Origin of the sequence: Nautilia profundicola AmH, from assembly GCF_000021725.1 — a bacterium.
Classification (GTDB): Bacteria; Campylobacterota; Campylobacteria; order Campylobacterales; family Nautiliaceae; genus Nautilia; species Nautilia profundicola.
On sequence record NC_012115.1, the window covers coordinates 1069746 to 1083452 of the forward strand.

The 13707-nt window shown below is 33.3% G+C and carries 16 protein-coding genes; 9 read left to right on the forward strand and 7 right to left on the reverse strand.

Annotation, left to right across the window (positions count from 1 at the left end):
• Positions 1-7 precede the first annotated feature (7 nt).
• Both NAMH_RS05700 and ruvX read left to right on the forward strand, forming a co-directional pair.
• Entirely contained in the window at positions 8-526 is a 519-nt protein-coding gene (locus NAMH_RS05700; protein WP_012663546.1) for a DNA-deoxyinosine glycosylase, read from the forward strand.
• On the forward strand, positions 499-891 hold the full coding sequence (gene ruvX, locus NAMH_RS05705) for a Holliday junction resolvase RuvX (protein ID WP_012663981.1): 393 nt from the start codon (positions 499-501) through the stop codon (positions 889-891). Before NAMH_RS05700 ends, ruvX begins: the two co-directional genes overlap by 28 nt.
• Here the strand turns inward: ruvX and NAMH_RS09015 are convergent.
• The 6 genes from NAMH_RS09015 to NAMH_RS05735 form a co-directional block, all read right to left on the reverse strand.
• A complete protein-coding gene (locus NAMH_RS09015; protein WP_015902619.1) occupies positions 865-2277 on the reverse strand; it encodes a GGDEF domain-containing protein in 1413 nt (470 codons plus the stop codon). The genes ruvX and NAMH_RS09015 overlap by 27 nt on opposite strands.
• Positions 2270-3097, reverse strand: a complete 828-nt coding sequence (locus NAMH_RS05715; RefSeq protein WP_015902710.1) for a ketopantoate reductase family protein — start codon at positions 3095-3097, stop codon at positions 2270-2272. The genes NAMH_RS09015 and NAMH_RS05715 overlap by 8 nt, the downstream gene beginning before the upstream one ends.
• A 145-nt stretch (positions 3098-3242) precedes the next feature.
• Complete coding sequence (trmA, locus tag NAMH_RS05720) at positions 3243-4340, reverse strand: tRNA (uridine(54)-C5)-methyltransferase TrmA (RefSeq protein ID WP_015901975.1); 1098 nt, start codon at positions 4338-4340, stop codon at positions 3243-3245.
• Between the two features lie 56 nt (positions 4341-4396).
• Positions 4397-5125, reverse strand: a complete 729-nt coding sequence (fliP, locus tag NAMH_RS05725; RefSeq protein WP_015902261.1) for a flagellar type III secretion system pore protein FliP — start codon at positions 5123-5125, stop codon at positions 4397-4399.
• Between the two features lie 7 nt (positions 5126-5132).
• Positions 5133-5909, reverse strand: coding sequence for an OmpA family protein (locus tag NAMH_RS05730; protein WP_012663690.1), 777 nt, complete (start codon positions 5907-5909; stop codon positions 5133-5135).
• An 8-nt stretch (positions 5910-5917) separates the two neighbouring features.
• Positions 5918-6685, reverse strand: coding sequence for a motility protein A (locus NAMH_RS05735; protein ID WP_015902365.1), 768 nt, complete (start codon positions 6683-6685; stop codon positions 5918-5920).
• Between the two features lie 47 nt (positions 6686-6732).
• Here NAMH_RS05735 and glmU point away from each other — a divergent pair, with 47 nt between their 5' ends.
• Genes glmU through truA form a run of 7 tightly spaced genes read left to right on the forward strand, consistent with a single transcriptional unit; the run spans position 6733 to position 12966 of the window.
• Positions 6733-8016, forward strand: a complete 1284-nt coding sequence (gene glmU / locus NAMH_RS05740) for a bifunctional UDP-N-acetylglucosamine diphosphorylase/glucosamine-1-phosphate N-acetyltransferase GlmU (RefSeq protein WP_015901740.1) — start codon at positions 6733-6735, stop codon at positions 8014-8016.
• Positions 8013-9155, forward strand: coding sequence for a bifunctional phosphopantothenoylcysteine decarboxylase/phosphopantothenate--cysteine ligase CoaBC (coaBC, locus tag NAMH_RS05745; protein ID WP_015902183.1), 1143 nt, complete (start codon positions 8013-8015; stop codon positions 9153-9155). The genes glmU and coaBC overlap by 4 nt, the downstream gene beginning before the upstream one ends.
• Complete coding sequence (locus NAMH_RS05750; RefSeq protein ID WP_012663678.1) at positions 9136-9831, forward strand: hypothetical protein; 696 nt, start codon at positions 9136-9138, stop codon at positions 9829-9831. Before coaBC ends, NAMH_RS05750 begins: the two co-directional genes overlap by 20 nt.
• Position 9832: 1 nt before the next feature.
• A complete protein-coding gene (locus NAMH_RS05755; RefSeq protein ID WP_012664008.1) occupies positions 9833-10495 on the forward strand; it encodes a di-trans,poly-cis-decaprenylcistransferase in 663 nt (220 codons plus the stop codon).
• A gap of 50 nt (positions 10496-10545) precedes the next feature.
• Positions 10546-11292, forward strand: a complete 747-nt coding sequence (locus NAMH_RS05760) for a prepilin peptidase (RefSeq protein WP_015902507.1) — start codon at positions 10546-10548, stop codon at positions 11290-11292.
• Positions 11285-12256, forward strand: coding sequence for an LptF/LptG family permease (locus tag NAMH_RS05765; protein ID WP_015902432.1), 972 nt, complete (start codon positions 11285-11287; stop codon positions 12254-12256). The genes NAMH_RS05760 and NAMH_RS05765 overlap by 8 nt, the downstream gene beginning before the upstream one ends.
• Positions 12257-12264: 8 nt before the next feature.
• Complete coding sequence (gene truA, locus NAMH_RS05770) at positions 12265-12966, forward strand: tRNA pseudouridine(38-40) synthase TruA (protein ID WP_228368714.1); 702 nt, start codon at positions 12265-12267, stop codon at positions 12964-12966.
• Here truA and NAMH_RS05775 read toward each other — a convergent pair.
• The gene (locus NAMH_RS05775) at positions 12932-13633 is read right to left on the reverse strand and encodes a polysaccharide lyase family 7 protein (protein ID WP_015901805.1); all 702 of its coding nucleotides are present in this window, start codon (positions 13631-13633) and stop codon (positions 12932-12934) included. The genes truA and NAMH_RS05775 overlap by 35 nt on opposite strands.
• Positions 13634-13707: the final 74 nt, after the last annotated feature.

The window sequence follows — 13707 nt, forward strand, 5'->3', positions numbered from 1 at the left end:
ATGAAAATTGAAACTTGAGAATGAAAAATTAACTCATCCTTTCGAACCTGTTGTTTTTGAAGACAGTAAATTATTGATACTTGGAACTTTTCCTTCTATAAAATCGTTTGAAAACGAGTTTTATTATTCCCATCCGAGAAATCAGTTTTGGGAAATATTATCCATTGTATTTAAAGACAAAAAACCCGAAACAATAGAAGAAAAAATAAAATTCTTAAAAAAACACAAAATAGCCCTTTGGGATGCCGTATGTGAATGTAAAAGAAAAAAAGGAAATTCAAGGGATGATAATCTCGAAATTCTAAAACCTTGCGATATTGAAAGTTTATTAAAACGCTATCCAAATATTAAAAAAGTTGCCGTTACTTCCAGAACGGCAGAAAAAGTAATAAAAAAATATTTGACTAATTCTCAATTCTCAATTCTTAATTCTCTATTATATCTCCCAAGTCCGAGTCCTCTTAACGCAAGAATGAAAATAAAAGAAAAGGCCGAAACATGGAAAAAATTATTGGAATTGACGTAGGATTAAAACGTATCGGAGTTGCGTTTTCAAACGGAAGCGTAGTCGTACCTTTACCTGCAATAATCAGAAAAAACCGTAATCAGGCTGCAAACGACACAATGAAAATAATCAATGAATATAAAGCGGATACATTGGTGGTGGGTTTGCCTTTAACCAATGAAGAAATGCAACGAAGAATACGTCACTTCGTAAGTCTTCTTCCGTTTGAAGGGAAAATAGTATTTGTAGACGAAAGTTATACAAGTGCAGAAGTGGAAGAAGAGATAAAAGGCGTAATCAAACATAAAAAAGACGGAAGGATAGATTCACTTGTAGCTAAAAAATTAATTGAAAACTATTTAAGCAACAACTCTGTTTCTTCCTAACTCTTTTGCTTCATACAGTTTCATATCTGCTATTTTAAATGTTTCGTTAAAGTTTTTCTCTTTTTGTGCAACACCTATAGAAACAGTGATTTTGAGATTGTCAAAATCGGTATTTTCTACAGTTTTTCTTATTTTTTCAGCAACAAGCTTTGCTGTTTCTTTATCCGTATCTGGTAAAATAATAACAAATTCTTCACCACCCCATCTACAAAAAATATCATTCTTTCTAATCGTATTTCGAACCACATCTACAAAACGTTTTAAAATCTCATCACCAACATTATGCCCGTAAGTGTCATTTATCTGTTTAAAATGATCAACATCTAAAACAAGCACCGAATAATCATCTAATGCTTTTATTTTAGAAAGACATCCACTTCTATTTAATATATCTGTTAAATAATCTATTTGAGAATTTCTCTTCATTTTTGAGTAATTATACAAGAAAAGCATTACGCCCAATAAAAACACATAAATCAAAAACACAATTATAATTAACGTATTGTAACTATTGTTTATTTCATTAAGTGTTTCGATTTTATCCAAAGGTATTACCGAAAGCATGAAACCTTCATGTTTTTTTTCCACATTATAAAGAGGATATGACAGAACCAGTTTATTTTCAACTATATTGGCTTTCTGATTAAAATCAATATTATGATAATGTTTAAAAAGTATACATATATTCCCGCAAATGTAGTAATTCGGGTTTAATTTACAGACTTTATAATTACTCCATGCATCAGGAAAAAGTTTATTTTTTAAAATTTCTTTTTTAACCACCATTGCCAAATACTCTTTTTCAAAAATATACTGTACAAGTTTTTTCATACTAAATGATATTTCCATACTTCCGACTAATTTACCATTATAAATCAACGGATAAACATTTCTAAAACCGCTGACCATTTTACCTGTTTCAAATCCGTGATACGGTTTTAATGTAGTCTGCACATATTTTATCGAAGGTCTGTAGGGATATAATTTTTCTCCAAATTTATCCAAATGGTGAAATCTCACAAAAGAAATACCTCCGGGCAGATGAAAATGAAACTGATAAACTCCGTATTTTTTTAATATTTCATATTTAGGATAAAGCTGTTTGATTAGTTTTTCCCTCGAACCATTAAAATCACGTTGAGCATTGGCTATGATTTTTAAAACTTTTTCATCCACTAATAAGCTCTTTAAAAGATCCGTATGTTGATTTAATACTTTCAATTGGTTCATATAAATTTTATATTTCGTATCGTATAAATCATTTAGGTAATTGTTTAAATTTTTTTTATGTTCATATGATAAAAGCATTAGTGCCAACGCAAAAAATAGCGTATGCATAAATATAACAATATAAAGCGTTCTTTTATTACTGAAAATATCACTCATGCAATTTCCTGTAATATTGGTTTATAAATTCACTTTTTTCAGCTAAAAACCCGGTTAAAGCTTCTACTTCCGTAGGCTGGTTGTTTTCAAAATCAATCTGCATTGACATTTTTGATTCATAAGGGATGTTTAGAGCCTGTTTAATAACTTTTTCTTTTTCATTTTTCAAATCCACACCGTATTCTTGCGCTATTTTAACTACTTCATCCAAAAACTTCTCAACTTCATCTTTTTTTTCTTCCATTATCCAGCCTGTGGGTTTTTTATAATAACTCTGAAGTGTTGCAAATGTAGAAATAAAAAGATACTTTTTCCATATATCTTCATCTATATTTTTTGAAAATTTCACTTTTAAATCGCAACCTTCGAAAACCTCTCTTATTTTTTTATCGTCTTCTACACATAAATAAAAAAGTGGTGTTTTTTTATGTATAACTCCCGGAGATTTTTTGTTTGAAAGTATATAAATACATGATTTTAATATTTTGGCGTTAAGTTTTTTAAATTTTTCAAAATGTGCCACTCCGTTAAGAATCGGAACAATTATACTGTTTTTATCAATAAACGGCTCTATTTTTTCTATAACCTCATCTAAATGATAATATTTTGTCGTTACGAAAACAACATCATATACACCTTTAATATTCAAATTAGGATGCACAGTAAATTCATTTTCAACATCTATTATTTTTAATCCGTTGTTTTTAACAATTTCTTCGGTTTTAGGAGTCAGCATTAAACTAACGTCTTTTTTGCATTGTAAAAGTTTACCTGCTAAATATCCTCCAACGCCGCCGGCGCCCACTATAAGGATTCTCATTTATTTCCTTTTATCAAGAATTTTATTTGCTATTACCGCTCCTGCAGCAATTCCCAAAAACAGTAATACTAAAAATATTTCACCAATTAAATCTTTTAAATCCATAATATTTGACTCTTCTTTATATAATTAAACACTTATAATTCTAATTTTTTTTCAGTATAACACCGCATTCAGCATGATTGGTATAAGGAAACTGGTCAAAAAATGCAAATGCTTTAATCTCTCTTCCTTTTGCCAAAGTTTTTAAATCCCTTTGTAACGTTTCAGGATTGCATGAAATATATATAATATTATCAAATTCATTTACAAACTCACGGCTTTTATCATCAAGTCCCGCTCTTGGCGGGTCAATAAGTATATTTTTCAAATCGTATTTCGTAATAAGCGGGGATCTGTCTTTATACAGTTTAGAAAATTCAGCCGCGCTCATAGCAAGAAACGTAATGTTATCTCTTGCGTTTATTTCCGCGTTATACGTTGCCGCCTCGATTGACTCTTTACTGATTTCGGTTGCAATTACTTTATTAAACCTCTCACTTAAAGGTATGGTAAAGTTTCCGTTACCACAGTAAAGTTCAACCAAATCGCCTTTTAAGTCCTCTGAATTTCTCATAGCCCATTCTATCATTTTTTGATTCATCTGACGGTTAGGCTGTGAAAATGTGTTTTCAATTATTTTATATTTGTAAGTTTTTGAGTTGATATTAAGCTCTTCAATTAAATAGTTTTTATCAAAAACGTATTTTCTACCTTTTTTTCTAACAATAAAATCAGCGTTTTTGAATTTTTCTTTTAGTTTTTTAATATCTTCGGCAATGCTTTCATCCACTTTTTTATGATAAATAAGCGTAATAATAAGTTCACCTTTTGAATTACTTAAAAAGTCTATTTCATACAGTTTGAACCTGAGATTATCGTTTTTTTCTATCTCTTTTAAAAGTGGGGTCATAATATCATATATGGCTTTATCTACAATTTTACACTCTTCTATCGGGATAACCCCTCTTCCGTCTTCTTTTCTTTTTCTCATGGCATAATAGCTTTTATCCCCTTCATGCCAAACCCTGAATTCAGCTCTCGCCCTGAAATGCTCGTCACTTCCGTGTACCACTTCAATCTCAGGCATATCAAACTCACTGAACATCTCTTTTAATTTTTCGCTTTTCATTTTTAACTGCTCATCATACGGCATTTCCCACAAAACACAGCTTCCGCATTTTCCAAAACTGCTACAAGTCATTTTACTCCTTTATTTATATCTTCACAACTTCACAACTTATCCACTTCACAACTTACCTACTTAAAACTCTGCACAAGCCCCATAACAATCAAATTCCATCCGTCGACTAATACAAACACCAGTATCTTAAACGGCAAACTTATCATCACAGGAGGCAACATCATCATCCCCAAACTCATTAAAATAGAACTCACGACCATATCTATAATCAAAAACGGCAAGAATATTAAAAACCCTATTTCAAACGCCGTTTTAAGCTCGCTAAGCATAAAAGCCGGAACGAGTATCGTTAACGGTACATCGTCAATGGTCTTAGGATTCGGAAGATGTCTGATTCTGAAAAACAAAGCCAGGTCTTTTTCCCTTGTATTTTTAATCATAAATTTTTTAAAAGGTTTCACCGCATTGTTAAAAGCCTGATCGTATCCTATCTTTTCTTCCATATACGGTTTGATTCCTGTATTATATGCCTGCTTGGCATACGGCTCCATTATAAAAAACGTAAGAACAAGCGCCAGTGAGACAAGAAGTGTAGTCGGCGGTGACTGAGGAGTACCCAAAGCCTGGCGTAAAAAGCCGAACACCACCAACAGTCTTACAAAAGAAGTCATTACAAGTATAATGCTCGGAGCCAAAACAAGAAGTGTTAAAAGAATTGTTATATTAAGTACACTTACCAGCTGTTTAGGCGTTTCCGGCGCCGTTAGTGAAAGATTTACTGTTGGAATCTGCGGAGCTGCCGCAAATATAAAAATAGGAATAAGAATTAAAAATAACTTTTTCATTTATCCCCTATTTTTTAACTTTATCAAGCACGGATTTCTCGATTTTATTTTGATTTTGTTTTTTCTTAGAGAAAAACCATATTTCAACTCTTCTGTTTTTTGCCCTACCCTCAGGAGTAGCGTTGGCGGCAATAGGATGATATTCACCGTAAGCCGCGGCACTTAACTGTTTCGGATTTACTCCGTCTTTTATAAGTATTTTAAGAACACTTAGTGCCCTTGCGGCACTAAGTTCCCAGTTATCCGCATACGGTGATGTCGGAGGAGGAGGTTGATTGTCTGTATACCCTTTAATCTGAATTTCAATATTTTTAGGTAGGTATTCTTTTATAATAAGAGCTATTCTTTTTAAGAATAAAAGAGAATCCTCATCCGTAATTTGAGCACTTCCGGGTTTAAATGTGATATCGGCTGGAAGTCTGATAAAAAACCCTTCTTCACCTTCTTCTAATACGATTGCAGGTCCTTTACCTCCTGCAGTAAACTGTCTAAATTCAGCTACAGCTTGAGAAAGTTTATTGACTGTCTGTGCAGTTTCATCGGTTTTTTCAATAGGTGTCGCTTTTTGTATTCTGTTACGACTGACTTCAGTCTGTGTTCCGCCTTCAAGTACACTGAGTGCCCCCGCAAGAGAACCGATAGCTTCTTTAACTTTTTTGGCATCCATCGTGGACATAGAAAGAAGTAATACGAAGAAACATAAAAGAAGACTCATCAAATCCCCGAATGTAGCCAGCCACCCAGGCATACATTTCGGACATTCGCATTTACATTTTTTAGCCATTAATTATCCTATTCAAATTGTGACTTTCTTTGTGCCGGCGGTAAGAAACTTAACAATTTCGCTTCAAGGGTTCTCGGATTATCCCCCGCCTGAATAGACATAATACCTTCAATAATCATAGTTTTAGCAAGTATTTCATCATCATTTCTAAGTGCTAATTTATTCGCAACCGGCGTACCGAAAATATTACCGATCATCGCACCGTAAAGGGTTGTAAGCAACGCAACCGCCATCGCAGGACCGATCGCTGAAGGATCCGACATGTTAAGAAGCATCGCAACAAGACCGACAAGCGTACCGATCATCCCCATCGCACCTGCAAGCCCGGCCCAGTTATCAAAAATTGCGGCCATTTTTTTGTGTCTCGCATCCATCTGCTCAAGATCAATCTCAAGTAGTTCTCTGATTGTATCGGGCTCATTGCCGTCCACAGCCATTGAAAGTCCCTTTTTTAAGAACTCATCCTCTTCGTTTGCAGCAGCCTGTTCAAGTGAAAGTATCCCGTCACGTCTTGCCTGTGTAGCGTAATCTACGAGTTTTTTGATTAATTCTTCATAATTAGGTTGATATGAAGGTTTGATAGCAATCATAAAAACTTTTGCGAATTTCGTCATCATTTCCATTTTATTGGAAATGAATAATGTCATAAGAGAACCAAGTACAACAATTAACACCGACTGACCGTCGATATATGGACCAACACCCACCCCCATTGCCATAGCGGCAATAATCAGACCGAGCGCGCCAACCAGCCCGATAACGCTTGCTAAATCCATTAAAATAGCCTTTTTTGCTATAATTATAACAAAAAAAGGAAAATTGTATGCTCCAAATTATAATTTTAGCCGCAGGTAAAGGTACACGTATGAAATCCTCTACTGCAAAAGTGCTTCATAAACTCTGTGGCAAAAGTATGATTGAATACATTATAGAAGAATCTTTAAAATTGACTCCTAATATAGATATAGTCTTAAACCACCAGTTTGAGAAGGTTAGCGAAACTGTTAAAAACTACCCTGTAAATATTGTCAAACAAGACTTGGAAAAATTTCCGGGTACGGGGGGAGCTTTAAAAGAAGTACCTATTAAAGGTGATAAAGTTTTAATTTTAAACGGAGACATGCCTTTAATTAAAGCTGAAGAGCTAAAAAAGTTTGAAGAATTAGACGCCGATATTGTAATGAGCGTAATGAAACTTGACAATCCTGACGGATATGGAAGGGTCGTAATTGAAAACGGCAATGTAAAAAAAATAGTGGAACAAAAAGACGCAAATGAAGAAGAACTTAAAATCCCTTACGTTAACGCCGGAGTATATCTGTTTAAAAAAGACGTTTTAAACAAATACCTGCCGAAACTATCCAACAATAATTCACAAAAAGAATATTATCTTACAGACATTATCGAAATGGTCGAAAAAGACGGCTTAACAATAAAAGCGATTGAGGTAGACGAAGAAAACTTCAAAGGTGTAAATTCCAAAAAAGATTTAGCCCATGCCGAAGAGATAATGTGTGAGAGAATCAAAAACTTTTGGATGCAAAACGGAGTAATTATGCATCTTCCTGAGACGATATATATAGATGCATATTCAAGCTTTGAAGGAGAATGCGAAATAGGAAACGGCTGTGTTATTAAAAAAAGCGTAATAATAGAAAGTGAGGTAAGAGCTTTAAGTGTAGTGGAAGAAGCGGTTATTAAAAATTCAGGCATAGGACCGATGGCCAGAATCAGACCGAAAAGCGAACTTGTAAACACACATATAGGAAACTTCGTAGAAGTTAAAGCCAGCAGATTAAACGGTATTAAAGCCGGGCATCTGAGTTATTTAGGAGACAGTGAAATTGATGAAGGCACTAACATCGGAGCCGGTACAATTACATGCAACTACGACGGAAAAGCCAAATACAAAACAAAAATCGGAAAAAACGTGTTTATTGGAAGCGACACACAGCTAATAGCACCTGTAACAATTGAAGACGACGTAATGATAGCAGCGGGAAGCACGGTAAACAAAGACATCAAAAAAGGCTCACTTGCAATCAGCAGAGCACCTCTTAAAATCATCAAAAACTTTTATTATAAATTCTTCGGGAGAGAAAATTGAACGTTTTAATAGGAATAACAGGCAGTATAGCAATATACAAAACATGCGAACTAATCAGACTTTTCAGTAAAAGCGGACACAACGTCCGTGTGGTAATGACCCAGGCGGCCGCTAAATTCATCTCCCCCCTTACTTTTGAAACACTTACACGTCAAAAAGTCCTGATTGAGCAAAATGAAGACTGGTCAAGTGAGCTTAATCACATTGATTACGCAAAATGGGCGGATATATATATTATAGCCCCCGCAACTGCGAATACCGTAAACAAAGCGGCAAACGGAATTGCGGACAACCTGCTTTTACAGACATACCTCGCCTGTCCCGCTCCCGTACTTTTCGCACCGGCTGCAAATACCAATATGTATATGCATAAAACCACACAGGAAAGTTTTAAAAAACTCACAATTATTGAAGCGAACGCCGGACTTTTAGCATGTGGAGACGAAGGTATAGGCAAAATGGCCGATCCTGAAGAGATATATCTCAAAGCTTTAAGATTAATCAATAAAGATAATTTCTGGGAAAACAAAAAAGTGGTGATAACCGCCGGAGGCAGCGTGGAGAAAATAGACGACGTTAGGTTTGTAAGCAATTTCTCAAGCGGTAAAATGGGAGAAGCCTTGGCAAAAGCCTTTTATATAAAAGGTGCCGACGTTACACTCATATCAAGCAAAAAACATAATCTCAGCAAAGAAATAAAACAAATTCACGTACAAAGCGCGGATGAATATTACGACGCAATTTTAAACGAATCTCCTGATTATCTAATCATGGCCGCAGCCATTGCCGATTTCAAACCGAAATATACTCCAGGTAAACTCAAAAAAGACTCAATCGGAGAACAAATGATTCTTGAAATGGAAAAAAATATTGACATTTTAGAATCACTAAAAGAAAAAAATTTCAAAAAAGTAGGATTCAAAGCCGAAAGAGATGAGAAAAATGCCATAAATTACGCAAAAAAAGCCCTAAAGAAAAAAAATCTTGACGCAATATGTCTAAACCTTCTTACAAAAAACGATTTCGGAAGTGATGAAAATGAAATTATTTTTATAACCGAAAACGACAGCACTCTTTTTGCTCAGAATTCAAAAGAAAATATCGCTCTAAAGCTCGTTGATGCCGTTAAACGTATCTAAACTCGGGAAAGTTTTAAAAACTTTAAACAGACTGGAGGGTATTAAGGAATTCAACGCCACCCTGCCCGTAAAAATTGAAGTTAAAAAAGAAATAAATCCTATAAGATACCTGATTAAACTCGGTAACAGGGAAGTTGAAACAAAAAGCAGTATACCTCTGGAAGTCGGAAAAAAATATTTTGCCGAAATCAAAGAAATAAAATCCAAACTCCAAATAAGCAATTTAAAAGAAATTCCTGAAATTTTAACGATATTGGACAAAATAAAATTCCTTAATGAAAAAGACAAAACATTTAAACTCCACACTTTTTCAAAAGAGGAAATTTTACAACATCTTGCAAATGCAAATAATAAAACCGAATTTGTTTTTTTTACAAATATTTTAATGGCCTACGAGCAAAAAATATTTCATTTAATCATTAACGAAAAGAAAAAAGCCCTAATGCAATATAAATATTCTAAAAACAAGGTAAAATTTTATGCTATTTTTAATCATTTAGGTGAATTGGAAGGTGAAATCACAACTGATTCATTAACCGTTTATTCACCTTATAGCGCTACATTACAACTGATAGAACTTTATAAAGACGAACTTGATTTGCAAGTTTTTTTATATAAAAAAGAAGCGAAGCCGATATATGTTTTTGCGGAAAATTTACTCAATTTAAAGGTATGAAATGCACTTAGCTATAATAATGGACGGTAACGGAAGATGGGCTAAAAAAAGAGGCCTGAAAAGAATAGAAGGGCATAAAAAAGGTGCCGAAACCGTTAGAAAAATAACCGAATACTGTGCAAAAAACGAGGAAATTTCTGTTTTGACACTTTATGCTTTTTCAACCGAGAACTGGAAAAGACCTAAAATGGAAGTTGAATTTTTAATGAAACTCTTAGAAGGTTACCTTGAAAAAGAGCTTGAAACATACATAAAAAACGATATTAAATTTGAAACGATAGGTGATATTTCAAAATTTTCGGAAAAACTGAAAAAAAGAATACAACTTACAAAAGAAAAAACAAAAAACAATAAAAAACTGACCCAAGTTTTGGCATTAAATTACGGCAGCAAAAACGAAATCACAAGAGCGGTTAAAAAACTGATTGAAAAAAATGAGGAAATAACCGAAGAAAATATCCAAAACAACCTGGATTTGCCAAGAGATGTTGATCTATTAATCAGAACAAGCGGAGAAATAAGACTTAGCAATTTCCTGCTTTGGCAGTGTGCGTACGCCGAAATGTTTTTTACAAATACCCTTTGGCCGGATTTTACTCCCGAAGAACTTGATAAAATTATAAAATCTTTTCATTTAAGGGAAAGAAGATTCGGAGGCGTCTAAACAGTGCAAACCGGCATAATAAAGTTAAAAATTAAAACGGAGAATTGAGAATGGAAAATATAGAGTTGATTTTTGTGTTTTTACTTGGCATATGCATAGGAAGTTTTTTAAACGTAGTTATATACAGAATTCCAAAACAAAAAAGTATTATAAACCCTCCAAGTTCTTGTCCGGCCTGCGGAGCAAGAATAAAACCGTGGCACAACATCCCTATTATCGGTTGGTTTATACTAAAAGGAAAATGTGCCAACTGCGGAGCGAAAATATCTATAAGATATCCTATTATAGAAGTTTTAACAGGGCTTATCGCCGTAATTGTTTACAATAAAACAGGTTTAAATATTTTTTTTGTAACTAATTTCGGAGTTTTTGCAACCCTATTGGCTTTGAGTATGATAGACTTTGATTATAAAGCCGTTCCCGATTCATTAAATTTATTAGCACTTACCCTTGCGTTTTTCACCTCAACTGAGATAATGAATAATTTTACAAACGCTTTAATTTTGATGGGAGGTATGAGCCTTATAAGATATTATGTTTCTTATTTTATAAAAAGAGAAGCTATGGGTGAAGGAGATATTATTGTAGGCGGTACCATGGGTGCGCTTTTAGGAATTAAACTTGCACTTGTGGCTCTTTTTATAGGTTCGGCGATTGCTATAATCCCATCAATTTATAACAGAATCAAAAACAGCGATCTCGAACTTCCTTTTATTCCGTTTTTAGCGCTCGGAACATTCATAGTCTGGATTTTCAGCGATTATTTTATGCAACTGTGGAGCAATATTTATGGATAGACTGTCAAAATATCTTATTTCCGGCTTTTGGCCGATTTTTATTATGATTTTTTTAATACTTTTTTTGGTAACGTCAATCATCATAATTATTTCCATAGCCAATATCACTGCTAATATTCATATAACTTTTGGTGAGCTTTTTAAAATGTATATGCTCTCACTGCCCAAAGTATTATTTATCACTCTTTCTATATCATTTTTTATTTCCGCCGTTTCACTGTTTGCCAAACATAGTGAAACACAAGAACTAATAGCACTTTTTTCTTCCGGTGTTAAACCTTATACGTTATTAAAACCTTTTTTGTTTTTATCTTTGTTGCTCACAATCGTAAATTTACTGATACTTTTTATCTCAATCCCTTACGCAAAAGTCGCATTTAAAAATTTTAAAAACCAAAAACAACAAGCGGCAAAATTTAATTTCCAAACATCCCAAATATCACAAAGATTCGGCAACTGGAATATATTTACCTCATCAAAAAAGGGAAAAACATACGAAAATATCATCCTATACAACAACAAAGAAAACCAGTTGATTTTAGCCAAATACGCAGAACTTAAAAATAAAAACGGTTATTTGAATTTTGAACTGAAAAAAGGTAACGTATATGCGTTTGACAAAAGTACAATTATAAATTTCGGAAAAATGCAGATTAATCAAAAAATTCCTAAAAGCAGTTATTCCATTTTCAGATTTTCTGAATATTTTAAAAAATTTAAAGAACTTTTCGCTTTTTATCTGCCGTTTGCACTTTTGCCTTTATCGCTTATATTTTTTATTCCCCCGATATCGTTTTTTCATCCTCGTATATATAAAAACAGATCCCTAATATATGCTATCGCTCTTATAGTCATATATCTTGTATTGACAAAAATCACATCGTCTCTTGCCGTTAATTCTCTTATATGTTTATTGTTTTTTATTGTAGGTTATGTAGTTTTTAAAAGGAAAACGCCATTTTAAAAGCAATAATCAGTTACGACGGAAGTAAATTTTACGGTATGCAAAAACAACCGGATAAAATAACCGTCCAAGGAAGTATAGAAAACGCATTAAAAAGACTAAATATCAATTCCGATGTGTTACACGCGGGAAGAACGGACAGAGGTGTACATGCTCTAAATCAGGTCGTAAGTTTTAAGCTTCCCTCTTTTTGGAATCAGAACAAACTTTTAACCGAGCTTAATAAAATACTGCATCCAAATATTCACATTAAGAAATTTTATAATGTAAATGATGATTTTAATCCGAGATTCGACGCTAAAAAGCGCAGCTACAGATATATTCTTAACCCTAATTTCAATCCGTTTTCGGCAAATTATACAACATATTATCCTCATAAAATAAATATATCCCTTTTAAAAAAGGCCCTTAAAGAATTTGAGGGAATACATGATTTTGAATACTTTGCAAAAACCGGAAGCGATGTAAATAATTACATCAGGGAAATTTACAAAACCGACGTATACAAATATAAAAATTTCACAGTAATAAAAATAGTAGGCAACGGTTTTTTAAGGGCGCAAATAAGATTGATTGTAGACTTTGTACTAAAAATAAACGAAAACAAATTAACCGTTCAGGATTTACAAAAACAACTCTCAAAACAAGAACTTATCTCCAAACATCTGGCTCCCCCTAATGGTTTATATCTTGATAGAATATGGTATTAGTCCTTATATCATAAAAAACGGCTTCACTGCAGCCTTTACACTGGTTATAAACACCTAATTTAAAATAATTGTAATACCCTTTCCAATATGCCACATCACTTTGAATATTTTTACCGTTAAATATAATTTTGAGCCTGTTATTTTTAACTTCAATTCTAATATTCATCAAAGCAGTGTATTTTCCCAACGCTATTTTTTCATATCCGTTTTTTTTATATATTATTGCAAATATATAATTTTCTCTGTTTTTGAACTTTCTAATAAATGTGATTCTTAAAAGAGGTTTGTTTGGAGCGTTACATTTCCTCGGATCCGCATGAATCTGTAAAAATGTAAATTCATCACAATCCAAAGGGAAGATTCTTACTTTTACTTCTAAAAACACACCGCTTTTATTCTCAACCTTCCACTCTCTTCTAAATCTTAATTCACTTCTTTTTTTATATCCGCAAATATTAAACACTGCTTTTTTATCTTTTATTTGGAAATATTTATTCTTTATGTTGTATTTAAACTCACCGTATTTAACTGAATAAAGAGGGTTATATTTACTTGTAGGCGCCTGCAGTTTTACAGAGTTTTCAAGTAATTGCTCTAATGAGTTATTCTCTTTTGCATTAAGAGTGATATAAAAAGTTATAAAAATAAAAAAGACAAAAATTTTCATTTTTACTCATTTTGGTGACAGACACCTAATTGTAGAGTTTTTTTGGTTGCGGGGGCAGGATTTGAACCTGCGAC

Excerpts from the sequence above, each read along its gene's own strand:
- NAMH_RS05730 (WP_012663690.1), bottom strand. The coding sequence starts at position 5,909 with ATGGCTAAAAAATGTAAATGCGAATGTCCGAAATGTATGCCTGGGTGG.
- NAMH_RS05755 (WP_012664008.1), top strand. The coding sequence starts at position 9,833 with ATGCACTTAGCTATAATAATGGACGGTAACGGAAGATGGGCTAAAAAA.
- trmA (WP_015901975.1), bottom strand. The coding sequence starts at position 4,340 with ATGACTTGTAGCAGTTTTGGAAAATGCGGAAGCTGTGTTTTGTGGGAA.
- NAMH_RS05750 (WP_012663678.1), top strand. The coding sequence starts at position 9,136 with ATGCCGTTAAACGTATCTAAACTCGGGAAAGTTTTAAAAACTTTAAAC.
- NAMH_RS05735 (WP_015902365.1), bottom strand. The coding sequence starts at position 6,685 with ATGGATTTAGCAAGCGTTATCGGGCTGGTTGGCGCGCTCGGTCTGATT.
- glmU (WP_015901740.1), top strand. The coding sequence starts at position 6,733 with ATGCTCCAAATTATAATTTTAGCCGCAGGTAAAGGTACACGTATGAAA.
- NAMH_RS09015 (WP_015902619.1), bottom strand. The coding sequence starts at position 2,277 with ATGAGTGATATTTTCAGTAATAAAAGAACGCTTTATATTGTTATATTT.
- NAMH_RS05715 (WP_015902710.1), bottom strand. The coding sequence starts at position 3,097 with ATGAGAATCCTTATAGTGGGCGCCGGCGGCGTTGGAGGATATTTAGCA.
- fliP (WP_015902261.1), bottom strand. The coding sequence starts at position 5,125 with ATGAAAAAGTTATTTTTAATTCTTATTCCTATTTTTATATTTGCGGCA.
- NAMH_RS05775 (WP_015901805.1), bottom strand. The coding sequence starts at position 13,633 with ATGAAAATTTTTGTCTTTTTTATTTTTATAACTTTTTATATCACTCTT.
- NAMH_RS05765 (WP_015902432.1), top strand. The coding sequence starts at position 11,285 with ATGGATAGACTGTCAAAATATCTTATTTCCGGCTTTTGGCCGATTTTT.
- NAMH_RS05760 (WP_015902507.1), top strand. The coding sequence starts at position 10,546 with ATGGAAAATATAGAGTTGATTTTTGTGTTTTTACTTGGCATATGCATA.
- ruvX (WP_012663981.1), top strand. The coding sequence starts at position 499 with ATGGAAAAAATTATTGGAATTGACGTAGGATTAAAACGTATCGGAGTT.